Below are 24,099 nucleotides of genomic sequence, written 5' to 3' on the forward strand. Positions count from 1 at the left end.
ACGCGATCCTCGAAACCCTCGCCAGCTACTGCAAACGAATCAACGACTCACGACACTAGAGGTTTCCTGGCCGCCGTAACTCTTTTCGCGTCAGCGGTGGCGCCGGTGGTGAATGCTCCCGCAGCACAAGCAGCACCCTCTGGTGTGTCACCAGCATCAGCTTTGGCGCGACAGTCTGGAATGACATTAGCTACAGCTTATGTCTCACCTAGTGTTTGCGATGGACGCGCCTACACGTACGTTGCAAAAAACTACTACCGGGGAGTTCAGGTCCTACCGCTTCGATGTGGGACTTCGACTTGGGGTCTTCGCCACCTCGTGGAACGGGGGCGTTGGGATTCAACCTTTGATTCAAAGGTGGCTGAAGCCGTATCTAGGGGTGATGACGGCGGCGTGTATGGATACCGCCTATGGAAAAATCAGTGCCCCAGGACTGTTGACTTCCGGGTCATTTACAACTGGGGGGCCTATAACGGTGATGGTGTTAGACCGCAAGGGGTCGTGACTGCCTACTGGGTGTCCACAGCGGCGACACAGTCCGCCCCAGCTGACGACTCACGGGCCGAGGTCCAGACCTGCTGATTGCCGGGTAGGTTGCTGAGGGGTTGTGACTTGTCGCCACCCTCAGTCGGGAAGGGCCCTTCCGCTATGGCTAGAGGAAAAGCCCTCTCACTATATGAGACTCGCCTTGAAAAGAGGAGTCGTAGTAGATCGGGTAGTGGTGTGGATTATTTCGAGGAGAAGGCTCAGCTTGTCACGGATTCCCTATCGCGCTTTGTGCTTCCACGGGGTCCCCGAGGAGGCGGGGGGAGGATTGAGGTAGTTGCAGTTCGTCAGGATTCCCCCGAAGATGATCTTGGAAACAATGCGATAGTTCTATTTAAAATTGTGGACCCAAAGGGGGTCTTGGGTGGCATGGGATGGGAAAAAGGGTTTAGAATGCCAGGGGGTGAAATTGATGAGGGTAAAATGTCGGCAGTGTCGCAGGGGCTGTTCTGGAGTCTACTGGAATGGTGGGAAGTGACGTACGAAAATATTGATTTCGAGGAGGGGCGACCCCCACTCGTCAAGATTCCGTATAAGAATCGTTGACTCATCACCTGCTTCTAGGTCGGCGCCTCGTGTTCTCGGGTCCGGGGCGGGGCCTGAGGGCCCGCACCGTCGCCGATGTCGCCGCCATGCTGCAGTCCCCGGGGCGGGTACGACCGACTCGACCCCGCGACCTGCGACGTTCCTGTTCCCGACTACTCCGCGCACCTGGGCGCCTCGCCGACGCCGGAGCCGAGATCGTCGACGTCACCATCCCTCGACCGGAGGTCTACATGCCGGTCGAGTACGCGTACTTCCTCGCGGAGGCCAGCGCCTATCACCAGCAGCGCATCCGGGAGCAGGCCGAGGACTTCGAGGAGGACGTGCGGGTTCTGCTCGAGGTCGGGGAGCTGCTGCCGGCGACCGACTACATCCGGGCGATGCGGGTACGCACGCTTCTCCAACAGGATTGGCGCGACATGTTCGCCACCGGCCTCGATGTCGTGCTGGCCTCGACCGTTCCGAACGTCGCCGCGCGGGTCGGTCAGACCACCTTCGACGAGCACGGCGTCTCCGAGGGGATCATCGACTCCTACGTGCGCACCAGCGCCCCCGGCAACCTCACCGGCCTGCCTGCCCTGTCCGTGCCCTGCGGTTTCAAGGGCGGACTGCCCATCGGTGCCCAGATCATCGGGCGGCCGTTCGACGAGATCACCGTCCTGCGCGCCGGGGCCGTCGCCGAGGCGACATACGAGCACGCGGGAGCGATGCCTGAGCTGTCCTCGGCGTGAGCCCCGGTCAGGGTCATCGCCCGCCCACCGCGCCACCGCGGCAGGGGAGTGCGACCCTTGACCCGCATCTCTGCCGTGTGAACAGCTCACCGACCATCCCCCTTCCAGGGTCACCGAACGAACACCCGCTCCGTATCCGGGTCCTGGCCGGAATCGTTGTCGCGTGTCGGAGGTCCTCACCGGCAGCCCGGCCGCTTTTCGCACCTGAGATATGACGCCCGTGCAGTCGTCATCCGCCGCCCAGACGGAAAGGTTGTCGGGGCGTATCCGCCCCGCTACGGCGAACCGCATCGTCGTGTCACCAGCGGGGTGGTCACGAGCCCCGACCCGGGCCCGCGGGCGACGGGCGCAGGATGGCACCCCGTCCCCCGGGTCGAGGGGGGATTTACTCGCAGCCTTCACCACCGCGGGCGCCGAGGCCGGGGCTGTCTTCGACGACCCGCCTTGTCCCTCGGACGCCTCGTCGAGGGTGGCCTGGCGGACGGCGCGGCGACGTCGATATGTCGTCGAGGGGGTGTCAGGCCCTGAAGGAGGGCTGAGTACCTACCCAGGGGTAGTGGGCGGCGAGGTCTTGACGTGATGCGGGATGGTCCCTTTACTCGGCTGATCCGCTGGACCGATCGCAAAGGAGCGAACCATGAGCGGGAACCGCGTCGTCGTCTACAAGGGCCCGGGCCGCGTGGCCGTCGAGACCATCGACTATCCCACGTTGGAGATCCCGGAGGAGGTCGCCAGCGCCTTCGGCATCAAGCGGGCGGCCCCGCACGCGGCGATCCTCAAGCTCGTCACCACCAACATCTGTGCTCCGACCAGCACATGGTCCGCGGTCGCACCACCGCCCCGGAGGGGCAGACCCTCGGACACGAGATCACCGGTGAGGTCGTCGAGGTCGGCGAGGACGTCCTCTTCGTCAAGGAGGGCGACATCTGCTCGGTGCCGTTCGACATCGCCTGCGGGCGGTGCCGCATCTGCAACGAGGGCAAGACGGGAATCTGCCTCAACGTCAACCCGGCCCGCGCCGGCGCTGCGTACGGGTACGTCGACATGGGCGGGTGGATCGGCGGTCAGGCGGAGTACGTGATGATCCCGTTCGCCGACTTCAACCTGCTCCCGTTCCCCGACCGCGACCAGGCCCTGGACAAGATCCTCGATCTCACGATGCTCTCGGACATCTTCCCCACCGGTTATCACGGGGCCTACACCGCCGGCGTGCGCACCGGCTCGACCGTCTACGTCGCAGGGGCCGGACCGGTCGGGCTGGCCGCCGCGTACTCCGCGCAGCTGCTCGGGGCGGCCACGGTCATCGTCGGTGACATGGTGGCCGACCGGTTGGCGCAGGCCCGCAGCTTCGGCTGCGAGACCGTCGACCTCTCGACCGACGGGTCGCTCGAGGAGAAGATCGAGCAGATCCTCGGGGAGCCGCTCGTCGACGCCGCCGTCGACGCGGTGGGCTTTGAGGCACGCGGCCACGGCAAGGACGCCGGCGAGGCCCCGGCCACGGTGCTCAACGACATCATGACGATCGCGCGCGCCGGCGCCGGCCTCGGCATCCCAGGCCTGTACGTCACCGGCGACCCGGGGCCGTCGACGAGGCCGCCAAGCATGGTCGACTCGGGGTCGACCTCGGCCTGGGCTGGGCCAAGTCGCATCGCTTCGCCACCGGCCAGTGCCCGGTTAAGCAGTACAACCGCCGGTTGATGAACATGATCCTCGCCGACAAGGCGCACATCGCGAAGGCCGTCAACGCGGTCACCATCTCCCTCGATGACGCCCCTCGCGGGTATGAGGAGTTCGACGGCGGCGCGGCGAAGAAGGACGTCATCGACCCGCACGGCATGGTGGCCGCGTGAGTGGCTGAGGTTCGGTCGGTCGAACCCGACCTGGCCCGGATGACGTGGGCCGGGTCGGGTCGGGTCGGTCCGGACGGGCGTCGAGCCGGGTCGACCGCGTGATTCGGGGCGCCCGAGCGCGCCGCCGCACCCGCCTGGAGTGCGCTCCACATGTCGGTGGATCTGTTTCTGATCGGGCAACATCCTTTACTCAGGGGCAAACAGGGCGAAGTACACGGGGGAGTCTGGGGTCCACGAACCACGGGGCTCAGGACTCTCCTTCACGACTTCGACCACGACCCGGAGGTCTTCGTTGCCACAGCACCGTCCTCGCCTGTCCATTCGTCACCGGCTGTTCGTCCTCGGGTTGGTGCCCCTCCTCGCCCTGCTCACCATCGGGGGGATGAACCTGGGTGAGCGACTGACGGATCGACAGTCCGCCCGGCAACTCGTCGGACTCGTGGACCTCGCGACACGCGTCACCGACGTCGCCCACGCCCTGCAGATCGAACGAGGCATGACCGGCACGTAGGTCACGTCCAAGGGCGCCAAGATGGCCGACACGCTCCCGAAGGCCCGCGCCGACACCGACACCGCGGTGACGGCGTTGCAGGCCCACCTCGCGGGTGATCGGCAGTTCCCATCGGAGGTCCAGGCGGCGATCGGCGAGGCGACGACGGCCGCGCGGGCCCTGCCCGACCAGCGCGGCAGCGTCGACCGTCTGGAGAAGCCCGCCCCCGAGTACGTGACGGCGTACACGACCATCGTCCGCGAACTGCTCGAGGTCCTCGTGCCGACCGCGGCCGCCGCCACGGACGCCGAGACGACCCGTGAACTGGCCGCGGTGTCCGCGTTGGCACAGGCCAAGGAGGCCTCGGGCATCATCCGGGCACGGCTCGCGACGGCCTTCACCACGGACACCTTCGCGCCGGGGCAGAAGGAGCTCGTCGTCGGCTCGATCAATTGTCGTCAGGCCTTCTTCGACGTCTACCGAGGCCTGGCGAGGAGCGAGAACACGGCCGCGCTCGAGACCCTCCTCGCCGACGATGTCGCCACCAAGGTCACCGACATCGAAACGAAGGCGGTCGCCACGACGGGCAGGTTCGGCCAGGAGCCTGCCGCCTGGTTCGCGACGGCGACCGCGTTCATGACGCCGAGCGCGACCTGGAACGGCAGGGGCTGGCCGCGGTCCAGCAGGACGCGCGCGACCTCGCCGCCGCGTCGACGCGGGCCGTGATCCTCACCCTCGCGCTCGTCCTCTTCGTCGGCGCCCTCACCATCGGTCTGCTCGTGTGGACCGTCCGGACGATCATGGGGTCACTGGCGCGCATCGAGGTCGTGCTCCACGGGCTGCACGACGGACACCTCGACGAGCGCGTCGAACTGCACGGCGACGATGAGATCACCGCGATGGGTGCCTCCCTCAACACGGCCCTGGATGCGGTGGAACCCGCGATGACGCAGGTCAGGGTGGTGGCGCTGCGCCTGGAGGAGTCCTCGGCCGAACTCGATCGGGTCGCCTCGTCACTGCGCGACGCCGCCGGTGACTCCTCGACGCGGGCGCAGGACCCGTCGACCTCGGCCGACGACGTCTCGCATGGCGTCGACTCGCTGGCCACGGCCGGCAACGAGCTGAGGGTGGCGATCCGCGAGATCTCCACCTTGGCGACCAGCGCCCAGAGCATCGTGCAGGACGCCGTCGACAGCGCCCACGCCGCGGCGGGGACGGTATCCGAGCTGGAACGCTCCAATGAGCGCATCGGTGAGGTGTTGAAGTCCGTGGCGGCCATCTCGGAGCAGACCAACCTCCTCGCCCTCAACGCCACCATCGAGGCGGCACGGGCGGGGGAGGCCGGCAAGGGGTTCGCCGTCGTCGCCGGCGAGGTCAAGGAGCTTGCGCGGGAGACGACGCAGGCCACCGAGGACATCGCCCACCGCATCGACCGACTCCGCGAGGACACTCGCACGGCCACCGCCCGCGTCGACGACATCGCCGTTCGAGTGGCCGAGATGAGCGCGGTGCAGAGCGCCATCGCGTCGGCCGTCGAGGAGCAGACCGCCACGACGGCGGAGATCGGGGATCACGTGAGCCGGGCTGCGAGCAGCACCCACACGATCGCCGAACGGATCTCCGGGGTGGCGTCCTCCGCCCAGCGCACCGACGAGGCCGCGACCCGGACCCAGGCCTTCGCCCACGACCTGGCCGAGGTCTCCCGGGAGCTCACGGCCACCGTCGGACGGTTCCGCGTTCGCGCCTGAGGGCGGAGGCGCCCCCGAGCATGACAGTGGGCCGCACACCATCGGGTGCGCGGCCCACTGTGGGGTCAGGCCTCAGAGCCTGACGAGATGGCGATCGATCAGCCGATGACGGTGATGTTCGACGCCTGCGGGCCCTTCTGGCCCTGCGTGGTCTCGAACTCGACCTTGGCGCCCTCGTCGAGGGAGCGGTAGCCGGAGGAGTTGATCGCGGAGAAGTGCGCGAAGACGTCGGCGGAGCCGTCGTCGGGGGCGATGAAGCCGAAGCCCTTTTCGGCGTTGAACCACTTCACGGTGCCAGTAGCCATGGGAATCTCACTTTCTGAAGGTGATGGCCGCCCGGTCGGACGGCCACGAAATGCTGAAGATGCGTGCACGGCTCAGAAGAGGAGATCAACCAATACAGGTCACTACCGACAAGCTTTGCGCTACCACGTTCAACAACGTGACCCACACTACGTGAGATCCGCACCACCGCACACCACGGGGGTGCCCCAGACGAGAGGAGACGACGGTCTCCCTCTACTCGCAGGCCTCTGACCTGCGGACATGGTGCACACGGAATCGTCTGCCGGAGTCGTCTCGGTCCCCGGACGCCGGGGCGTGCGGACGGCCTGGACCCCACCCGCCCCGGACGGAGGCCGGTCGTCAGGCGATCTCGTACGTCAGGGCGGCAGGGTTGACGAGGGTGTCGTGCACGGGGCACGTGCGCTCGATGAACTCGACGAACGCCGCGATCTCCTCGGGGGTGTTGTCGGCGTCGATGTGATAGCGGGTCGAGATGCGGGAGAAGCCGATCTTGGCGTCGGGATTGCGGCCGAGGAAGCCGTCGGGGTCGAGGACGCCGTCGATCTCGACGCGGATCCCCTTGAGGTCGATGTTCTTCACCCGCGCGAACGCCGACGCGACGATGCACTGACAGGCGCCGAGGGAGGACAGGATGCCCTCGACCGGGTTCATCCCCGTGTTCGTGCCACCGAGCTCCGGGGGCTCGTCGAAGGTGACGCTCATCCCCCGCACCGTCGCCTGCATCTGCAACCCCGTCACCCGCGTCACCGTCGCCGAGAACGTCGTGTCGGCCATCTTCGCTGCTCCTCTCACCGCGGGAGTCCTGTCGACGGACTCCTCGTCTCGACCGTGGTCCGCACGTCGGCGTCGGTGAGGAGGTTCCGGGCAGGCGCGACGCAGAGCACAGCGAAGCGCCTGCGGACGGCACGCCGTCGTCGGCGACCGCCGAGACGTGAGGGCGGGGCCGGGCCCCGGGTCCCGCCGCGAAACCCGGTGGCGCGATGGTGCGCCACGCGGGCGGCGGTCGACCGGGACTCGTCAGAGGCGGACGAGGCGCACGGGGGTGGACTCGGGGCGCTGGACGGAGAACACGAAGACCGACCCGGGCTCGGCGGCGGCCGTGGAGATCTCGCGCTCGTTCTCCGTGGGCCCGCCGTAGCGGCGGAACGTCGAGGTGAAGACGTTGTTGCCGGCGATCGCGAACGCCGAGAGCGCCTCTGCCTGGCTGGTCGCCGCGACGACGAGGCGGGCGCGGGTGGACTCGGACTCGCCGAGCGCGTCGGCGACGGACGGGTGCACCTTGGCGGTGACGGCGTAGACGGACGTGGCGGTCATGGCGATTCCTTCGATCGGGGGGTGCGGGGTCGAGCGCGGCCCGTTGCCGCCCCCACTCATCGACAGCACCACCGTGACAGGCAAGCCCTTCGCCGTGCAGGATTCGCGCAACGTGGGGGCGCCGGGCCCCGCCCGTCGACGACGCGGGCGAATCGAGGTCCGTCCGCGGTCGGCACCTTCGAGGCGCACCCCGGCCGACCGGCCGTCGCGGCACCCAGAACGCAACGCTCGGGGTGGCTAGCTCGATCTTGCTGATCTGCTAGAGAAGGCGAGAGGCGACGATCGACTCGGCGTGAGGGGGTGTCGGTGGGGCTCGATACCCTCGCCGGCATGCGCGTCGCGAGCTTCAACGTCAACGGGATTCGGGCCACCCGGAAACGGGGTTTCGAGCGGTGGCTCGCCGACCGCGACTGCGACGTCGTCGCTCTTCAGGAGGTGCGCTGTCCCGCGGCGATGCTGCCGGAGGGCGTGTTCGGTGACTACCACCTCGCCTACGACCAGGGGTCGGTCGCCGGTCGCAACGGTGTCGCGATCCTCACCCGGCGCGCGCCGGCGGCGGTCCGCGGGTGGGGTGCGGGGGTCCTCGTCCGGGCTCCGGGGGAGACGCATCTCGATCCCAGGGACAACGACGTCGCCTGGCCCCTGGCCCGCGACCTGCGGCACTACGCCAGCGAGGGTCGGTACGTCGAGGTCGACCTCGCGGAGGCGCCGGTGCGTGTCGCCTCCCTCTACCTGCCCAAGGGCGGCCTGCCGGCCGAGCTCCAGAAGCCGGGTGGCCGTGAGGAACCGGACGGCGGCGCCAAGTACGCCCGCAAGATGCGGTTCCTCGCCGGGCTGTCCCGGCATATCCGCACGGCCCGTCGGTCGGCCGCGGCGGCCGGGCGTGACTACCTGCTCCTCGGCGACCTCAACGTCGCCCACACCCGCCAGGACGTGCGCAACTGGCGCAGCAACCTGAACTCCGAGGGGTTCCTCCCCGAGGAGCGGGAGTGGTTCTCCTCGATCCTGTCGCCCCGCTCGTTCGTCGACGTCGTCAGGCAGCTGCACCCCGACGCCGACGGCCCGTACTCGTGGTGGAGCTGGCGCGGGCAGGCGTTCACCAAGGACACCGGATGGCGCATCGACTACCACCTCGCCACCCCGACCCTCGCCCGCGCCGCGGTCCACGCGAGCGTCGATCGGGAGGAGACCTACGAGGCGCGGCTCTCCGACCACGCCCCGGTCGTCGTCGACTACGACCTGCCCCCGGCGCCCGACGGCGCTCCGGAGCCCTGCGAGAGGATGACGCCATGACCGTCATCAAGATCAACGCCATCACCGTGCCGGCCGACTCCGGCGACGAACTCGCCCACCGCTTCGCCGCCCGCGCCGGAGCCGTCGACGGGCAGCCCGGCTTCGAGGGCTTCGAACTCCTCAAGCCCACCGACGCGGACAGGCACGTCTGGCTCGTCGTCACCCGGTGGAAGGACGAGGAGTCCTTCCAGGCGTGGGTGAACTCCGACAACTTCGCCGAGGGCCACGCCCGCACCGCCGGCGCCGCGCAGGGTGGCCAGGGCCAGGGCCAGGGCCAGGGCCAGGGCCAGGGCCAGGGCCAGGGCCAGGGCCACGGCCACAGCCACGACGCCGCGGGCGCTCAGGCCGACGCGCACGGTGGGGCCGGTGGCGAGGCACGCCGCAAGCCCGTGGGTCTCAGCGCCGAACTCTGGAACTACGAGGTCGCCGGGGGCAGCGCGGGCCGGGGCGCCTGAGGGTCCCGCGCGCCACGTCGGTCCCGCGGTGCAAGCGCGAGCGCCCGCGCACGGCCGCGACGGCGGACGCCCGTGAGAGTCGACGCAGCGACCTCGCGTCACCCGCCGTCACGGTCGGTGGTCACGCCGAGCCACCGGGACGCCACGGCGATCGGTCGGAGTCGGTCGCGTCCACCATGAGGACGGCGTGGTCGCGGGCGGCCTCGACCGCGGCGGCCCGACCCCGCCCAACAGACGTTGCCCGTGGTGCAGAGCATCTTCCAGACCCAGTTCAGCAACAATTACAACGTCGCCTTCGGGTCCTACCTCATGGCCATGGCGCCCGCGATCATCGTCTACCTCTTCACCCAACGCTGGGTCATGGAGGGCGTCACGCAGGGCGCCGTCAAGGGGTGAGTCCTCCCATCACAACGAAAGGTCTTGCGTGAGCTCCGTCGAACACGTCACGCCCGCAGTCACCGAGGACGCCCCCTGGTGGCGGCAGGCGGTGGTGTACCAGGTCTACCCGCGCGCGTTCGCCGACTCGAACGGGGACGGGATCGGTGACCTGCGCGGCGTCACCTCGAGGATCGAGCATCTCGCCCGTCTCGGGGTGGACGCCGTGTGGCTGAGCCCCTTCTATCCCTCGCCCTTGGAGGACGGCGGTTACGACGTCGCCGACTACCGGGACGTCGACCCGCGCCTCGGCACCCTCACCGACTTCGACGAGATGGTGGGTGCGCTGCACGCTCACGGGATCAAGGTCGTCGTCGACATCGTGCCGAACCACACGTCGGCCGCCCACCCGTGGTTCGTCGAGGCGCTCGCCGCCGGACGCGGCAGCGCCGCGCGCGAGCGGTACATCTTCCGCGAGGGGAGTGGGGTCGACGGGTCGCAACCACCGACCGACTGGGAGTCCCACTTCGGCGGCTCCGCGTGGGAGCGCGTCGCGGACGGCCAGTGGTACCTCCACAACTTCGCCGTCGGGCAGCCCGACCTCAACTGGCACAGCGAGGAGGTCCGCGCCGACTTCATCGAGACGATCCGGTTCTGGTCCGACCGGGGCGCCGACGGGTTCCGCGTCGACGTCGCCCACTACCTCACGAAGGACCTCGGTGAGGTCCTGCCGAGCAAGGCCGAGCTCGAGGCCCTGCCCTGGGACGGTACGCACCCGCTCGCCGACCGTGATGACGTCCATGAGGTCTACGCGACCTGGCGGGCCGTGTTCGACGAGTACGACCCGCCCCGCACGGCCGTCGCCGAGGCCTGGGTGGACGCCGATCGGCTGCCGCTCTACGCGAGCGCCGAGGGGCTCGGGCAGGCGTTCAACTTCGACCTCCTCGAGGCCGATTTCGACGCGACTCAGTTCCGGGACGTCGTCACCCACAACCTCGACCTCGCCGCCCGGTCCGGCTCGTCGAGCACGTGGGTGTTGTCCAACCACGACGTCGTCCGGCATCCCACGAGATACGGTCTCGCCGTCCCCGGCCGCACCGACGACGGTCGTCCCCTGGTCAAGCACGGGGCGACCTGGCTGCTCAGCGGCGGCACCGAGCCGCTGGACCGGGAGGGGGGTGCCCGTCGCGCCCGCGCCGCGACCCTCTTCGCGCTCGCCCTGCCGGGATCGATGTACCTCTACCAGGGCGAGGAGCTCGGGCTTCACGAGGTCGTCGAGATCCCCGACGACCGGCGCGAGGACCCCACCTTCTTCCGCAACCCCGGCGTGGACGTGGGTCGTGACGGCTGCCGGGTGCCGCTGCCGTGGACGCCGGACGGGTCCTCGTTGGGGTTCGGATCCGGGCCCGCCGGGCTGCCGCAGCCGGGCTGGATGGCCGACTACGCGGTGTCCCGACTCGAGGAGGACCCCACCTCGATCCTCCACCTGTACCAGGACGCGATCGCGCTGCGCCGCCGATTGCTCCGTGGGGAAGAGCTGACCTGGCGGGCCACCGGCCGCGACGACGTCGTGCGCTTCGCCCGGCACGAGGGATGGGAGGTCGTCACGACCTTCGGCCGTGAGGGGTACGACCTCGACGGCGCCGAGGTGCTCCTGTCCTCCATGCCGGTGCCCGACGGTGTGCTGCCCGGTGAGGCGACGGCCTGGGTGCGCCCGAGCTGACCTCACCCGAGGGTGTCCGAGGGGCCTCGGCGCCACGAGCATGCGGGGCGGTGACGCGGTGCGCCGGGAATCGCCCTCGGACACCCCGGACCCCGCCCGTGCTCCTCCTCTCGGGGGTGCACCGGGCGCCTTTGCGGTGCGCCATCGCAGAAGGGGGGCACCGGCACCGGCGTCGGTGCCCTCGCGCGACCCTCGACGACGAAGCTCGTAGCGTAGAGGGGAGCGCGATCGCCGATCGCCGCGACGACACCCGCACCGACCCAGGAGGAACGCATGCCGCTCGACATGACCGACCACGGCCCCCAGCCCTACGTCATCGACATCGAAGAGGCGACCCTGTCCAACGACACCTACCGCACGACGCTGTGGACGGGGAAGAACCTGCAGCTCACGGTCATGGCGATCGCGCCCGGTGACGACATCGGCCTCGAGGTCCACGAGGACCACGACCAGTTCCTCCGCGTCGAGGAGGGCCGCGGCAAGGTGCAGATGGGTCCCGCGGAGGACGACCTCAGCTTCGAGCAGATCGCCGAGGACGACGACGCGATCTTCATCCCCGCCGGCTCCTGGCACAACGTCACCAACGTGGGCGACGAGCCGCTCAAGCTCTACTCGATCTACGCACCGCCGGAGCACGAGCACGGCACCGTCCACCCCACCAAGGCCGACGACCCCGAGCACGGCGCCTGACCCCCTCGATCGACCTCTCTCGGCCCGTCTAGCCATTCGGCAAGACGGGCCGAGACGTCACGAGGGAAGCCTTTGCAGGCTCGACGCCGGCATTCTCTCAACGTCTCTAGCATCCTCACGAGACGGCGGGAGAAAGCTCACGACAGCAGGGCGCGAAGGTCGTCGGCGGTGAGGGCCGAGCCGAACGCCTCGCCCTCGTCGACGACCTTGGCGAAGAGGTCACGCTTGCGTTGCTGCAGGTCGCGCACCTTCTCCTCGATGGAGTCGGCGGCGACGAGGCGGTAGACCATGACGGGCTTGTCCTGCCCGATGCGGTGGGTGCGGTCGATGGCCTGGGCCTCCGCGGCAGGGTTCCACCACGGGTCGAGGACGTAGACGTAGTCCGCCTCGGTGAGGGTGATCCCGAAACCGCCCGCCTTGAGCGAGATGCAGAATGCCGTGGCGTCGCCGGAGCGGAAACGTTGCAGTCGTTCCTGCCGATCGCGGGTGCTGCCGTCGAGGTACTCGCTGGCGATGCCCGCCCGCTCGAGGGCCTCGCGCACCTGCTTGAGGTAGCGGGTGAACTGGCTGAAGATCAGCGCCCGGTGACCCTCGCTCGCGAGCTCGGTGAGGTGCTCGACGACGAGTTCGACCTTGCTCGGCTCGATGCGGGTGTACTCCTCGGAGAGCATCGCGGGGGAGAGGGCCATCTGCCGCAGGGTCGTCAGCGCGGAGAGCACCGCGACCTGGTTGTTGGGCAGATCCTCGAGCAGCCCCATCACGCGCAGGCGCTCGCGCTGCAGATGCCGGTCGTACACCCGCCGGTGCGCCGGGTTCATCGGGACGACGAGCGTCTGTTCCTGCTTGGGCGGCAGGTCGGAGGCCACGGCCTCCTTGGTGCGCCGCAGGACGAACGGGGTGATCGCGCGCCGCAGGCTCGCGAGCCGCACCCGGTCGCCGCCGACCTCGATGGGCGTGCGGTAGTCGACCGAGAAGTCCTGCGGCAGCGGGTAGAGCATCGGCGCGGTGAGCGAGAGCAGCGACCACAGGTCCATGAGCGAGTTCTCGAGCGGCGTGCCCGTCATCGCGAGGGTGAAGTCCCGGTCCATGCGCCGCACGACCTGGTACGTCTTCGCCCGGTGGTTCTTGACGAACTGTGCCTCGTCGAGGATGAGCGCCCGCCACGCGATGTCGGTGTAGGACTCCTCCCCGAGGCGTAGGAGGGTGTAACTCGTGAGCACGACGTCGGCGTCGCCGACGATCGAGCGCAGCGAGTCGCCGCCCGCGCGCAGACGTCGGGACTCCGTCTCGTTGATCGTCGTGACCCGCAGCTGCGGGGCGAACTGCTCGAGCTGCTCCGCCCACGCCCCGACGACGCTCGTCGGCGCGACGACGAGGACCGGCCCGGTGAGGTCGCCCTGCTGCCGCGCGCGTTCGAGGAGCGCGAGGACCTGCACCGTCTTGCCCAGACCCATGTCGTCGGCGAGGATCCCGCCGAGCCCGGCATCCCACAACGTCGCCGCCCACCGCAACCCTTCGGCCTGGTAGGGCCGCAGCTCGGCCCGGAGTCCGGAGGGCACGACCGCCGCGGCGGCGACCGCGTCGGGGGTGAGGGCTGCCCGCAGGGCGTCGACCCGTTCGGCGAACCGCGCGGCCTGGCGCTCGACGACGCCGAGCGCGGCGAGCTGGTCGAAGAGGCCGACGTGGTAGATCGAGACGCGCATCTTGCCGGTCTCGCGGTCGACGAGCGCGCGGGACTCCTCGACGAGTTCACGCAGCTGGTCCAGCGCCGGAGTCGTCAACGAGAAGTACGTGCCCGACGCAAGCAGCAGCCGCTCGTCACCGCGGGCGAGACCCCGCACGACCTCCGAGACCGGCACGTTCTCCCCGTCGACGGTGATCGTCACGTCGAGGTCGAACCAATCGCGTTCCTCGGCACGCTCGTCGACCGCGAGGTGGACGATGGGGTCCCCGATCGCGGGCCCGTACTCGGGGATCTCGCCGTGGACGACGACGTCGACGTCCTCGCAGTGCTCCAGCCAGGGCAGCGCATGTTCGGTGAAGGTCGCCGCGCCCATGCCGACGAGGGAGACGGGTGAGGCGAGCCGCGGCCGTCCCGCGATCGTCGGCAGGAGGCCCGGACGCTCCCCGAGCGGCCCGCGGGCGAGGCGGTCGAGGACGCGCTGCTCGGCCTCGAGCTGCCGGAACCCCGGGATGCCGTGATCGGCGAGCGGGACGACGCGCACCTGGTCGCCCGCGGGGTAGAGCCACGACCAGTCGATCCACGTCGTGTGACCCTCGCGGTAGGTCGCCACCATCCGCAGGCGCGGCGGCTCGACCTCTGGAACGACGACCGCCTCGGAGGTACGCACCGGCATCGTGCGGCGCAGCGCCGGCAGGTGGGTGGTGAAGAACCGGATGCGGTCCGCGTCGGGGATGCGCACCGGTCGTGGGTCGAGCAGCAGTTGCCGCGCTCCGGAAGACAGTTCGCTGACGAGTGGACCCATCGTCACGACGCCGGAATCGGAGATCGTCACGCCGTGCGCCGGGTCGCCGACCGGCCGCACGATGCCCGGAACGGCCACCTCGACGTCCTCGTCCGCGGCGCCGAGGCGGTACCCGGCCGGACGGAGCACGAGCGAGGAACCCTCGGCGAGGTCGAGGTGCATGGCCGCGACGAGCTCGTCGGCGAGGACGAGGTCGCGTCCGTCGGCCATGAGCAGCACGACGCCGCTCGCGACGAGGCGCCGCAGCAGCGACCACACCTCGACGCCCATGGACTCCAGCGGCAGGCTGGCCTGTGGCGTGTCGAACCGGGACAGGCGGATCGGGTTGGCCTTGTCGAGGGCGACGAGCGCCAGTCGTTGCGGCTCCGAGAGGCGGCGGTGCGGCTCGCGCAGGTCGGTCCACGTGGCGCCTTGACCGGTCCAGATGCCGTCGGGTGTCCGGCGCCGCGGGCGCATCGTCACCGGCGCGCCGGAGCGGGCGGTGAACTCCAGGGCCAGGGCGTCCTTGACGCCGTGGTGCTCGGTGACGGGGGCGGTGTCGCCCTCCCCCGCGTCCGACGGGGCGACCGCCGCCGTCACGGGAGCGAGACGTCGCTCCCACTCCGGTGAGCCGTCGTCGGGCTCCTCCTCGGGCAGACCCCGCAGCATCTCCCGGGCGCCGAGCAGGACGCCGACGGCGTGCGCGCAGTGGAGGCGTACCCGGCACGTGCACTCCGAGGCCCAGGACGGTTCCCCGGAGCCGTCCGCCGCGGGACTCACGGTCGTCGTGAACTCACGCACGTCGGAGGTCGTGTGGTCGACGATGCGGAGGTGGCCGCGCAGCGAGTCGTCGTCCAGCCATTCGATGCGATCCACGTGGCCGCGGCGGTGGTGCTGCATCCCACGGGTGAACGTCGGCCCCCCGGCGACGCGCTCGATCTGGTCCTCGGGTAGGCGACTCACCCAGTGCGATGTCCTCGGTCCACCCATCCGACCATCGTAGGACGGCCCTCGGGGGGCCCGTCACACCGCGGGGACACGGGCGCCGTGCGAGCGGGCTCGGCCCTGGCTCGCGGAGATCGCCGCGCACCGGGCCCGGTGGCCTCGATCGAGTCGTCTCAGCCTCTCTAGCGAATAGACGAGACTCATGGATACATTGCAGACGACCGCGCCGGGGAGGCCTGGGCGGATGGCGTGTGGGGGCGCACGGATGCCGTCACCGGGGCCAGGCCGCGCCGTCGAGGTCGGCGAGTTCGGCACGGATGTGCACGGCATCGATGACCTCGGCGTCGGCGTCGAGTGCCTGGATGAGGGCGCCGTTGAGCGGGGTGAGCAGGCCCTGCCGGATGTTCGTCGAGGGTGCGTAGTACTCGAAGAGCAGGTCGAGGGCCTCGTCGGTGAGGACCTGCCGGAGGTCGAGGCCCTCCTCGGCGACCTCGAGACCCATGGCGACACGCCTCGTGACGAGGCGACGGGCCGCGTCGACGTCGGGCAGCGTGGGCAGCTCGATGACGCGCTCGAGGAATCCGCGGGCGGACTGGAAGGCCTCGTCGTCGACGTAGCTCGGGTGGACGGCGAGGAGGATCGTCGCGTCGATCTGCTCGGCGAGCAGGCGCAGGATGCGCGTGAAGAACTGACCCCGCAGCTGAGCGTTCTGCGGCGCGAGGGGGGTGGGTACCCACTTGTCCGTGTCGTCGAGCACGATGACCGGGACGACGCCGTGGTCCTCGATGATCGCGAGGAGCTCACCGACCGCCTCCACGGCCCGCGTCTGAGTCGCGACCTGCTCCTCCAGCGCCTGCTTGACCGCGTACGACAGGCCGCCCTTGAGGCCGGCGAACCCGGCCTCGGCCGAATAGGTGCGCGTGGTCTCGCGCCCCGGGGAGGGGAGGGCCTTGTCGACGACGGGGCGGCTGTCCGGTCGCGCGTCGAGCACCTCCTCCCGGACGTGACGCAACAGGTGGGCGAGGAAGGCCTCGGGCTCGACGGCGACCTCGGGCTCCTCGAGGGACACCGGCACCCGCAACCCGAGGATCTCCTCGCCGGCCTCGGCGAGCACGTGACCGATGACCGAGGACTTGCCCGACCCCGTCGCCCCCATGAGCGCGACCCGGCGGTGGTGGGTGAGTGCGACGCGCGCGGCATGCTCGACGGTGCGCTCGCCGGTGAGGCTGTCGAAGGGGACGAAGACGGTGTGCAGCTCGTGCAGGCGCGGCGCCGGGTTGAAGGCGCGCCCCAGGTCGAGCCGTCGTAGCTGCGTGAAGCTCATCGGCGGTCCCCCTTCATGCCGGTCGTGGTCGCCTCGCCATCGTCGCCGTCGCCGACGACAGGCGTTGCCCACCGGTATCGGCGTCGCGGACGTCCGGGCCCCCCGCCGCGGACGTCCTCGTAGGTGACGAGGTTCTCATCGTACATCTGTGCGAGCACTTGCGACAGTCGGGCCGCACTGACCCCCAGGCGATCTCGCGCCTCAGCGTCGGCGGCGCTCACGCTGCCGACGTCGTCGAGGAGGCGCGCGACCTCGAGCGCCGAGGTCCCCAGGGCGGCGGCCTCGTCGAGGCGGCGTAGGCGTTCGGCATCGGCGGAGGCGGGGTCCTCGGGGTCGCGACGCGCGGCGTCGAGCAACGCCCGCGGCGTCGGCGGCGGGTCGGGCATCTCGACCTTCCGGCCGAGGCGACGTGCCAGGATCTCCTCCGCCTCGGAGCGCGTGGGCGGAGGCACGACGACGCGCGCCTCGAAGAACGCATCCGCGGGCGGGGCCAGCACGATCGGGAGGTCCTCGTCGAGCGCGGAGACGACGAAGGTCGCGGCGACCTCCCAGAGGTCGTCGCGACCGATCCCGAAGAGTCGATGCGCGAGGTGCGCGTCGAGGTTGTCGACGAGGAACGTGGCGCGGGCGGGCGCACATAGCTCGGCGAGGGCGGCCAGCTCGCTCGACACCGAACGCGGCGTGCCGGAGGGGAGCGCCTCGAGGGTCGGCCCGTCGGGCGAGTGGTCGGGGACCCGCGTGCCGAGCACGTCGAGCAGCGCCTCCCGGCACAGGCGGAGCGTCTCGCTCGGGGTGCGCGCGCGGGAGGCCTGGACGAACGCGGTGGGCGCCCCGTCGTGTCGGCGGCGATGCCGGAGCAGCGCGCGCAGGAGCGTGGTGCGGCCCGACCCACGCGCGCCGTGGACGAGCACCGTGTACCCCCGGTCCGTCGCCGAGGCGAGTTCGTCGAACGAGTGGCCGAGGGGCACGAACAGCGAGGCGTCGGTCTCGCTGTCGAGCAGCGGGCGAGCGGAGAGCCGGAAACGTGTCACCCTCTTACGATACTTTCAGAAAGTTTCGTAAGGAAGGCCTCGTGCCGCGGTGCCGCGGTGCCGCGGTTCGGTCAGCCGAAGCCGACGATGAGGTAGTCCTTGGGGTGGGTGACGGCGTCGGCGTCGGGGTCCGTCACGCCGTCCTGCGTGGGGTCGCCGGCCCGTGCGTCGCGCGCGGCGTCGTGGTGTCGCGGCAGGAACTGCGAGCCGTTCTCCCGGATGTAGGCGAGGTCGTCGGTCAGGTCGAGGTCTTCGAGCGTGAACATCTTCCCAGTGTGACCCAGCTCACTTCATGAGGGAACCCTTACCTCCCGGTAGTCCTGTCTCCCCCTGGCTCCCAGCGCCTCCCATCCATGCCCACCGGCGCCCGGCTGTCGACGGATCGAGGACGGGCGCCCACTCCCGCAGGAGCCGGGCCTTTCGGCGGACGCCTCGTCCGTCGTTCCGCATAGGGTGCCAGCAGCAGACGAAAGGAGTACGGGTGTCCAGTTCTGCAGGAGGACCTCCGTCGAGCGCGGGTCCGCACGAGACCGAGGGGCCCGTCACCGTCACGGGCCGGTACCGTCGGCGCCCCGGCGGGTGGCTCATCCCCGCCGCGCTTCTCATCCCGCTGCTCCTCGCCCTCGTCGGTCTCTATCTGGGTGGGTCGCGCGATTCCGCGCGCTCCCAGGCCCGGCCCGCGCCGACGGCGACCTCGACCCCGACCCCGGTGGGCTCGCCGATCGTCGTCACCACCGCCGACGGCCGCCGCACGGTCGAGGCCACCGTGCGTGACGACGCGAGCAAGCGCGCGCTGCTCGACGGCGTCCGCGCCGGCTCCGACGGTCTCAGGGTGGTCGACAAGGTCTCCGTGGACGAGAACGCCGACGCGCCCGCCGTCGCCGGGATCGGCACGATCCTCGCCGCCAGCCGTGGCATCACCGACCTCGGGGTCGTCGTCGACCGTGCCTCCCTCTCCCTCAGCGGCCAGGCCCCCGACCAGGGATCGGTCACCGAGGCCGTGTTCGCCGCCGGGCAGTCCTACCCGGGCGTGCAGCTCGTCGACCGTCTGTCGATGCCGGGTGGGCGACCGGCCGCGGGCGGTCCGCTCAGCCCCGAGTGCGAACAGGTGCGCCTCGAGGTGGCAGGCGAACTCAAGGCCACGCCCATCAAATTCTCGGTGGGTGGCGCCAAGGTCGACCCGAGCTCGGTGCAACAGCTCACGCCCATCGCCGAGAAGCTCGGGCGGTGTCCGTTCTCGCAGATCGAGGTCGCCGGGCACACCGACAACACGGGCACGGAGGCCGTCAACGTCCCGCTGTCGCAGCGCCGGGCCGACGTCGTCAAGACCCTGCTCGTGCAGGCGGGCCTCTCCGGCGACGTCGTCACGTCCAAGGGTTACGGGTCCGCCCAGCCGGTCGCCGACAACAGCACCCCCGAGGGGCGTGCCATCAACCGCCGCGTCGACATCAACGCCTCCTAAGGAGAACCTGACGTGGATTTCTTCGCGTTCCTCAGTACCTGGTTCTGGTACGTGATGGCCTTCGCCGCGGGCGCGCTCGTGGCCTGGCTGATCGCACGCCAGTTCATCCGCGCCGAGTCCCCGCAGGAGGCGATCGAGGACGCCGTCGACGAGCTTCTCGGCAACGGCAACGGCAACGGCGACGGCGACGGCGACGGCGACGGCGGCGAGGATGGCGTCCGCGGTGAGCGACACCGCCACCGACCGTCGCGTGTCGCTCGTGATGAGGACGAGCGCGTCGAGAGTGACGAGTGGGTCGACGAGGAGGAGCCTCGCGGGGCGCGTGTCGCGCCGTCGGTGGGCAGCCGGTTCGCCGCCTGGCGTCGCGGGGCCACGAGCCTGGGAGGACGGCGATGATCGGCTGGTTCATGGTGCTGTCGTTCGTGCTCGGCTTCGGCCTCACCTGGGTGTACGTGGTGAGATCGGTGAGCCGCACGGTCGATCCCGTCGACGCCCGCCGCGTCGCAGGCACGGCCGGACGTCCGCTCGTCCGTCAGCGCCGGGTGAGTGCGGCGCGCGACTCCGACCTCGACTCAGACCTCGACTCAGACAGCGACTCCGACATCGACCCCGACGACGAGGTCGTCGACGGTGAGGGCTCGCGCACCGCGGGTTCCGCCGTGCGCCGCCGTTCCCCGGTCGTCCCCAGGGTCGTGGAGTTCGAGGACGACACGGAGACGTTCTACGAGCGCGAGCGCTGACCGCGCCCGGGCCGATCGCGGCGCGTCGGGTGAGCGTCCGGTGAGCCCTCCTCGAGCAGAGGTCGAGTGCGGTAGGGGATGACCCGCCGAAGGTAGACGCTCGTGCGGGTGCGCACGATGCCCGGGCAGAGGCGGATCTCCTCGCTCACCCGGTACAGATCCTCGGGGTCTCGCGCGACGACACGGCACAGCAGGTCGGTCTCGCCCGCCGGGGCGAAGCACTCGAGCACCTCGGGGATCCGGGCCAGGGCGTCGCACGCCTCGTCGATGTGGTGCTGATCGAGTTCTGCCGCGACCATCGCACTGAGCGGTCGTCCGAGGGCGGCGGGGTCGATGCGCGTGCTGTGGGCCCGCAGCGTCCCGTCGTGCTGGTAGCGCTCGAGACGTGACTGCACCGTGCCGCGCGCCAGCCCCGCCCGATCCGCGAGGGCGAGCACCGTCGCCCGCGGATCGTCGTCGAGGGCCGCGAGCAGGCGTCGGTCGATCTCGTCGACGAGCGGCCCCGGCGTGGTGGTGTTCTCGGGCATCGCGCCCTCCGTTCGTCACATCGCTCGTCGCGGTCGTCGCTCCCGGCCAGGGAGTGGTCGATCTGACCATCGTATCGGGTGGCGTTTGCACACACGAGCAGACAGTGCTTGTCTGTTGATCAGAACGACGGGGAGGACGCTCACGAGGTGTTCGAACCGGTGCTCACCGTGGACGTCCCACGAGGACGGGGCGGGAGGAGGCGACGACACCCTCGGGCGCCGCGCACGACGACATGACACGGGCCCGTACGCACTGCGCGTACGGGCCCGAGTCGTCCGGCGACCGAGGCGACGTCACGTCGACCGGGATCGCCGAGATCACCCATGGAATACCCCAGGGGGGTACGGTGTTGAGTGGCAGCGGCGAGTCCGCGCGGCTCGTTCCCCCCACGACTTCACCCCAGCGCGACCCCTCAAGGAGTTCTCATGGCCACCACCACCTACACCGTCACCGGAATGACCTGCGGCCACTGCGTCGCCTCGGTCAAGGAGGAGGTCGGTGAGATCCCCGGCGTGACCGGTGTGGACGTCGACCTCGACTCCGGGCGCCTCGAGGTGACGAGTGAGGGGGCCCTCGACCGCGGCACCGTCGAGGCCGCCGTCACCGAAGCGGGCTACCAGCTCGCCTGATCGACAGGCGCCACGGCAAGCAGCTCGGACACCGAACCACGACGAGGACCGTTGCCATGACCACGGACAGCGCGCCGGCACCACGCACCGATGAGGTGCGCCCCGACCTGCAGGACATCGAGCTGGCGGTCACGGGCATGACGTGTGCCTCGTGTGCCAACCGCATCCAACGCAAACTCGGCAAGCTCGACGGCGTGACCGCGAGCGTCAACTACGCCACCGAGAAGGCCAGAGTGAGCTACCCGGCCGGAGCGGTGACGCCCGAGCAGCTCGTCGAGACCATCGAGGCGGCCGGCTACGGCGCGACCCTGCCCCCACCGCCCGCGGCCGAGAACAGCCCGGCGACCGGCGACCCGGCCACGGATTCGGCCGCCCCGGAGAACGCCCACCTCGCCTCCCTGCGGCAGCGCCTGATCGTCTCGGCGGTCCTCTCGGTCCCCGTCATCGTGCTCGCGATGGTGCCGCCGTGGCAGTTCACGTACTGGCAGTGGCTGTCGCTCACGCTCGCCGCGCCGGTGATCGTGTGGGGCGGATGGCCGTTCCACCGGGCCGCATGGACCAACCTGCGCCACGGGGCGACGACGATGGACACGCTCGTGTCCATCGGCACCCTCGCGGCGTTCGGCTGGTCGCTGTGGGCCCTGTTCCTCGGCGACGCCGGGGTGCCGGGGATGACCCACGGATTCGAGATGACCGTGCACCCCGGCCACGGCGGCGCCTCGAACATCTACCTCGAGGCCGGGGTCGGCGTCACGACGTTCCTGCTCGCCGGGCGGTACTTCGAGGCGAGGTCCCGACGCACGGCGGGAGCCGCACTGCGGGCCCTCTTCGACATGGGCGCGAAGGAGGCCGTCGTCCTCCGCGACGGGCGCGAGGACCGGATTCCCGTGAGCGCCCTGGTCGTCGGGGACCGGTTCGTCGTGCGGCCCGGCGAGACGATCGCGACCGACGGGGTCGTCGAGTCCGGTGTCTCGGCGGTCGACGCCTCGATGCTCACGGGGGAGTCGGTGCCCCTCGACGTCACCGAGGGTGACGCGGTGACCGGGGCGACGGTCAACGTCGGCGGCCGACTCGTCGTCGAGGCCACCCGCGTCGGCGCCGACACCCAGCTCGCGCGGATGGCGCGGATGGTCGAGGACGCCCAGTCCGGCAAGGCCGACGTCCAGCGCCTCGCCGACCGCATCTCCGGCGTGTTCGTGCCGATCGTCCTCGTCCTCGCGCTCGGCACGCTCCTCACCTGGCTCGCGATCGGCGGCGGTGCGACGGCGGCTTTCACGGCCGCGGTCGCCGTCCTCATCATCGCCTGCCCGTGCGCGCTCGGTCTCGCGACGCCGATGGCCCTGCTCATCGGCACCGGTCGCGGCGCCCAGCTCGGCATCCTCATCAAGGGGCCGGAGGTCCTCGAATCCACGCGGCGCGTCGACACCGTCGTCCTCGACAAGACCGGCACCGTGACGACCGGTCGGATGAGCCTCGCGAGGGTCTTCCCCGTCGCGAGCGAGGACGCCGACCATGTCCTGCGCGTCGCCGGCAGTCTCGAGCACGCCTCGGAACACCCCATCGCCCGTGCGATCGCCGAGGCCGCGCTCGAGGCGGGGTCCACCGGATCCGCCGGCCCCGGCACCGCGGAAGGCGACGGACTCCTTCCGGTCACGGCGTTCGAGAACGTCCCCGGCCAGGGCGTGCGCGGCACCGTCACGGTCGACGGTGAGCGCCTCGAGGTGCTCGCCGGCCGACCCGAGCTGCTCATGGAGGCGCGCTGCGTCCTCCCCGATGACGTCGACGCGGCCCTGCTGCGGGCCCGTCACGACGGGTCGACGGCGATCGCGGTCGGGTGGAAGGGCCGCGCCCGCGGGGTGCTGTGCGTGACCGACACGGTCAAGGACACGAGCGCCGAGGCGATCTCGATGATCCGCGACCTCGGTCTCACCCCCGTCCTCCTCACCGGCGACAACGCGACCGTCGCTCGCGCCGTCGCGGCCGAGGTCGGCATCGAGCAGGTGATCGCCGGAGTCCTGCCCGAGGGCAAGGTCGAAGCGGTCGCGGAGCTGCAGGGGCAGGGCAAGGTCGTCGCGATGGTCGGCGACGGCGTCAACGACGCCGCCGCCCTCGCGCAGTCCGACCTCGGCCTTGCGATGGGCACCGGCACCGACGCGGCGATCGAGGCCTCCGACCTCACCCTCGTCCGTGGCGACCTGCGGCTCGTCGCCGACGCGATCCGTCTGTCCCGCGCGACGCTGCGCACCATCAAGACCAATCTGTTCTGGGCGTTCGCCTACAACGTGCTCGCGTTGCCGCTGGCCGCGTTCGGGCTACTCAACCCGATGATCGCCGGCGGCGCCATGGCGCTCAGCTCGGTGTTCGTGGTCGCGAACAGCCTGCGGTTGCGGTCGTTCACGCCGCTCACGCCCTCGGCCGACGGCGGCCTCGGTGAACAGTCCACCGGCCACTCCACCGCCGGCCGCGAGCAGTCCAGGGAAGGGGTCTCTGCGTGACCGGTTCGACGGAGTCCATGGTGGGTCTCGACGTGGTGGGTCCCGACGTGGTGGGTGCCGACGTGGCCGAGGTGCTCGACGTCCCGCAGCCGCCGGCGGGACCGCGGGGGTACGACGACGACAAGGCCGCCCACCTCGCCCGGCTCAAGCGCATCGAGGGTCAGGTGCGGGGCATCGCCAAGATGATCGACGAGGACCGGTACTGCATTGACGTCCTCACCCAGGTGTCCGCCGCGACCAGTGCCCTGCAGTCCGTGGCGCTGGGCCTGCTCGACGATCACATGGCCCACTGCGTCGTCGCCGCTGCGCGCGAGGGCGGCGAGGAGCAGGAGACGAAGTTGCAGGAGGTCTCCGACGCGATCGCGCGCCTCGTGCGGTCGGGACGGTGACGTTCGGCGTGACGGACGGCTCCCGAG

At 70.4% G+C, this 24,099-nt stretch carries 22 protein-coding genes and 3 pseudogenes; 17 read left to right on the top strand and 8 right to left on the bottom strand.

Annotation, left to right across the window (positions count from 1 at the left end):
• Nucleotides 1-723 precede the first annotated feature (723 nt).
• The 6 genes and pseudogenes from RT054_RS14070 (at nucleotide 724) to RT054_RS14095 (ending at nucleotide 5,908) form a co-directional block, all read left to right on the top strand.
• Nucleotides 724-1,092 carry a hypothetical protein gene (locus RT054_RS14070; protein ID WP_313024736.1) on the top strand — a complete coding sequence of 123 codons (369 nt, stop codon included), beginning with the start codon at nucleotides 724-726 and terminating at the stop codon, nucleotides 1,090-1,092.
• Between the two features lie 86 nt (nucleotides 1,093-1,178).
• A complete protein-coding gene (locus tag RT054_RS14075) occupies nucleotides 1,179-1,820 on the top strand; it encodes an amidase family protein (protein WP_312717435.1) in 642 nt (213 codons plus the stop codon).
• A gap of 637 nt (nucleotides 1,821-2,457) precedes the next feature.
• Nucleotides 2,458-3,670 (top strand): annotated as a pseudogene (fdhA, locus tag RT054_RS14080) (formaldehyde dehydrogenase, glutathione-independent).
• A 292-nt stretch (nucleotides 3,671-3,962) separates the two neighbouring features.
• Entirely contained in the window at nucleotides 3,963-4,181 is a 219-nt protein-coding gene (locus RT054_RS14085) for a hypothetical protein (RefSeq protein WP_313024737.1), read from the top strand.
• 18 nt (nucleotides 4,182-4,199) lie between these two features.
• Nucleotides 4,200-4,886 (top strand): annotated as a pseudogene (locus RT054_RS14090) (nitrate- and nitrite sensing domain-containing protein); the annotation flags it as partial.
• Nucleotides 4,883-5,908 (top strand): methyl-accepting chemotaxis protein, encoded by a 1,026-nt coding sequence (locus RT054_RS14095; RefSeq protein ID WP_313024743.1) that lies wholly within the window; start codon nucleotides 4,883-4,885, stop codon nucleotides 5,906-5,908. The pseudogene RT054_RS14090 and the gene RT054_RS14095, both read left to right, overlap by 4 nt.
• Before the next feature lie 98 nt (nucleotides 5,909-6,006).
• On the opposite strand, the gene RT054_RS14100 is transcribed toward RT054_RS14095, so the two are convergent.
• From RT054_RS14100 to RT054_RS14110, 3 genes are all read right to left on the bottom strand, one after another.
• The gene (locus RT054_RS14100; protein WP_312717437.1) at nucleotides 6,007-6,213 is read right to left on the bottom strand and encodes a cold-shock protein; all 207 of its coding nucleotides are present in this window, start codon (nucleotides 6,211-6,213) and stop codon (nucleotides 6,007-6,009) included.
• Between the two features lie 340 nt (nucleotides 6,214-6,553).
• Entirely contained in the window at nucleotides 6,554-6,988 is a 435-nt protein-coding gene (locus RT054_RS14105) for an OsmC family protein (protein WP_313024748.1), read from the bottom strand.
• Nucleotides 6,989-7,231: 243 nt separating this feature from the next.
• Nucleotides 7,232-7,528, bottom strand: a complete 297-nt coding sequence (locus RT054_RS14110) for a hypothetical protein (RefSeq protein WP_312717440.1) — start codon at nucleotides 7,526-7,528, stop codon at nucleotides 7,232-7,234.
• A gap of 330 nt (nucleotides 7,529-7,858) precedes the next feature.
• Between RT054_RS14110 and RT054_RS14115 the strand changes: the two genes are divergently transcribed.
• From RT054_RS14115 to RT054_RS14135, 5 genes and pseudogenes are all read left to right on the top strand, one after another.
• Nucleotides 7,859-8,821: an exodeoxyribonuclease III gene (locus RT054_RS14115; protein ID WP_312717441.1), complete on the top strand. Its 963-nt coding sequence runs from the start codon at nucleotides 7,859-7,861 to the stop codon at nucleotides 8,819-8,821.
• Entirely contained in the window at nucleotides 8,818-9,276 is a 459-nt protein-coding gene (locus tag RT054_RS14120) for an antibiotic biosynthesis monooxygenase (protein ID WP_313024752.1), read from the top strand. Before RT054_RS14115 ends, RT054_RS14120 begins: the two co-directional genes overlap by 4 nt.
• Before the next feature lie 219 nt (nucleotides 9,277-9,495).
• A pseudogene (locus RT054_RS14125) lies at nucleotides 9,496-9,672 on the top strand (carbohydrate ABC transporter permease); the annotation flags it as partial.
• A gap of 28 nt (nucleotides 9,673-9,700) precedes the next feature.
• The gene (locus RT054_RS14130; RefSeq protein WP_313024754.1) at nucleotides 9,701-11,374 is read left to right on the top strand and encodes a glycoside hydrolase family 13 protein; all 1,674 of its coding nucleotides are present in this window, start codon (nucleotides 9,701-9,703) and stop codon (nucleotides 11,372-11,374) included.
• 273 nt (nucleotides 11,375-11,647) lie between these two features.
• Nucleotides 11,648-12,064, top strand: coding sequence for a cupin domain-containing protein (locus RT054_RS14135; protein ID WP_313024756.1), 417 nt, complete (start codon nucleotides 11,648-11,650; stop codon nucleotides 12,062-12,064).
• A 137-nt stretch (nucleotides 12,065-12,201) separates the two neighbouring features.
• Here the strand turns inward: RT054_RS14135 and RT054_RS14140 are convergent, their stop codons facing one another.
• The 4 genes from RT054_RS14140 to RT054_RS14155 all read right to left on the bottom strand — a co-directional run bounded on the left by RT054_RS14140 (nucleotide 12,202) and on the right by RT054_RS14155 (nucleotide 18,095).
• A complete protein-coding gene (locus RT054_RS14140; RefSeq protein ID WP_313024758.1) occupies nucleotides 12,202-15,492 on the bottom strand; it encodes a DEAD/DEAH box helicase in 3,291 nt (1,096 codons plus the stop codon).
• Nucleotides 15,493-15,745: 253 nt separating this feature from the next.
• Entirely contained in the window at nucleotides 15,746-16,798 is a 1,053-nt protein-coding gene (locus RT054_RS14145) for a hypothetical protein (RefSeq protein ID WP_313024760.1), read from the bottom strand.
• The gene (locus RT054_RS14150) at nucleotides 16,795-17,829 is read right to left on the bottom strand and encodes a hypothetical protein (protein WP_313024762.1); all 1,035 of its coding nucleotides are present in this window, start codon (nucleotides 17,827-17,829) and stop codon (nucleotides 16,795-16,797) included. The genes RT054_RS14145 and RT054_RS14150 overlap by 4 nt, the downstream gene beginning before the upstream one ends.
• A 71-nt stretch (nucleotides 17,830-17,900) precedes the next feature.
• Complete coding sequence (locus tag RT054_RS14155; protein WP_313024764.1) at nucleotides 17,901-18,095, bottom strand: hypothetical protein; 195 nt, start codon at nucleotides 18,093-18,095, stop codon at nucleotides 17,901-17,903.
• Between the two features lie 215 nt (nucleotides 18,096-18,310).
• Here RT054_RS14155 and RT054_RS14160 point away from each other — a divergent pair, with 215 nt between their 5' ends.
• The 3 genes from RT054_RS14160 to RT054_RS14170 are packed head-to-tail and all read left to right on the top strand — an operon-like array spanning nucleotide 18,311 to nucleotide 20,031.
• Nucleotides 18,311-19,291 (top strand): OmpA family protein, encoded by a 981-nt coding sequence (locus RT054_RS14160; protein ID WP_313024766.1) that lies wholly within the window; start codon nucleotides 18,311-18,313, stop codon nucleotides 19,289-19,291.
• 12 nt (nucleotides 19,292-19,303) lie between these two features.
• The gene (locus RT054_RS14165; RefSeq protein ID WP_312717452.1) at nucleotides 19,304-19,687 is read left to right on the top strand and encodes a hypothetical protein; all 384 of its coding nucleotides are present in this window, start codon (nucleotides 19,304-19,306) and stop codon (nucleotides 19,685-19,687) included.
• Nucleotides 19,684-20,031, top strand: coding sequence for a hypothetical protein (locus tag RT054_RS14170; protein WP_313024769.1), 348 nt, complete (start codon nucleotides 19,684-19,686; stop codon nucleotides 20,029-20,031). Before RT054_RS14165 ends, RT054_RS14170 begins: the two co-directional genes overlap by 4 nt.
• Here RT054_RS14170 and RT054_RS14175 read toward each other — a convergent pair.
• Complete coding sequence (locus RT054_RS14175) at nucleotides 20,013-20,558, bottom strand: Lrp/AsnC family transcriptional regulator (protein WP_313024772.1); 546 nt, start codon at nucleotides 20,556-20,558, stop codon at nucleotides 20,013-20,015. The two genes, RT054_RS14170 and RT054_RS14175, sit on opposite strands and share 19 nt — an antisense overlap.
• 426 nt (nucleotides 20,559-20,984) lie before the next feature.
• Between RT054_RS14175 and RT054_RS14180 the strand changes: the two genes are divergently transcribed.
• The 3 genes from RT054_RS14180 to RT054_RS14190 are packed head-to-tail and all read left to right on the top strand — an operon-like array spanning nucleotide 20,985 to nucleotide 24,072.
• Nucleotides 20,985-21,188, top strand: a complete 204-nt coding sequence (locus RT054_RS14180) for a heavy metal-associated domain-containing protein (protein ID WP_312717458.1) — start codon at nucleotides 20,985-20,987, stop codon at nucleotides 21,186-21,188.
• Between the two features lie 56 nt (nucleotides 21,189-21,244).
• Nucleotides 21,245-23,683, top strand: coding sequence for a heavy metal translocating P-type ATPase (locus RT054_RS14185; protein WP_313024776.1), 2,439 nt, complete (start codon nucleotides 21,245-21,247; stop codon nucleotides 23,681-23,683).
• Nucleotides 23,680-24,072: a metal-sensitive transcriptional regulator gene (locus RT054_RS14190; protein WP_313024780.1), complete on the top strand. Its 393-nt coding sequence runs from the start codon at nucleotides 23,680-23,682 to the stop codon at nucleotides 24,070-24,072. Before RT054_RS14185 ends, RT054_RS14190 begins: the two co-directional genes overlap by 4 nt.
• The last annotated feature ends 27 nt before the right edge of the window (nucleotides 24,073-24,099 follow it).

It is taken from the genome of Mobilicoccus sp. (assembly GCF_032060985.1).
In the GTDB taxonomy this organism is placed as follows: Bacteria; Actinomycetota; Actinomycetes; order Actinomycetales; family Dermatophilaceae; genus Mobilicoccus.